Source organism: Rhizobium sp. SRI_017, assembly GCF_057586295.1.
This window is the reverse complement of sequence record NZ_JBYCZP010000072.1, coordinates 1-1026: the sequence shown is the minus strand read 5'-3', so window position 1 is coordinate 1026 and position 1026 is coordinate 1. Positions and strand designations below refer to the sequence as shown.

At 61.1% G+C, this 1026-nt stretch carries 1 protein-coding gene; it reads right to left on the bottom strand.

Translation table 11 applies throughout. The annotated features are described in order from the left end of the window. The coding region (locus AC2YI2_RS35050) for an MFS transporter (protein ID WP_487391130.1) at positions 1–1026 on the bottom strand (1026 nt) is incomplete at both ends.

The following is a 1026-nucleotide window of genomic DNA, read 5'->3' as shown; positions in this document are numbered from 1 at the left end:
GGCATCCGCTGCGCCGCGGGACAAGTTGGTAGGTAGGACCACCGGGGCCATCCCAAAAGCGAAACCCCAAAGTGTGACCAGGGCAAACGCGATGCCGCTATGTGCACCCCAGACTACGAGAGCAAGCGCCGCAAACGCCATCAATGCGCCGGTCACGGCGAGTGCCGTGCGGATATTGGCGTCTGCCAGTCGGCCGCCGGCGACATTGCCGATCACAGCGGCGATGCCAAACCCGAGGAGCGCCAAGGCAACCGCCCCGGTGCCAAGCAGCGTCACTTGTTCGAGGAAAGGTCGCACGTAGACCGAGCCGGCAAAATGTCCCGTCATCAACAAGAGGATGGCAAGCATTCCCAGTTGAACAGTGCGCCGTCTCGTCAGCCGGAAGACGTCAGAAAGACTGTTGCTTGTGCTTGCAGGTAGGGTCGGCAAGCTGAGTATTTGCAGCAGCAGCGCAATCGCTGCGAGCCCTGCGGTCATGGCCATGGCGGCACGCCAGCCGATCCAATCGCTAATCAAAGCACCCATAGATGGTGCTGCTATGGTGGCAAGAGAGACGCCGAGGGTGACAATAGCCATGCCCCGACCCGTCGCATTGGTGCCAACCAATCTCGCCACCACGGCAACTGAAAGCGCCCAGAAACCACTAAGCGCGATACCCAGCCCGGCTCGGCCCAACAGCAATAGCCAAAAATCCGTCGCCAGCGCGGCCAGGAGATTGGAGCCGATAGCTAAGGCACTTAGGCCAACCAGGACCGTCTTCCGGTTCAGTTTGCCGATCAGTACATTGCTCAACAAGGCCGTCACCGCACCAACCGACGCGGTGGCGGTGACGACCTGACCGGCCGTTCCTTCGCTGATGCCGAGATCACGCGCCATTGGCGTCAACAGGCCCGCCGGCAGGAATTCAGCTGACACCAGCGCAAAGCTTGTGGCTGCCATTGAAACAACGGCAAACCAGGTCGTGGCGCTCCATGCACTCGGACCGGTGGAATCGAGGCCCATAGCGGGGTCGTCAAGCTGTGATGT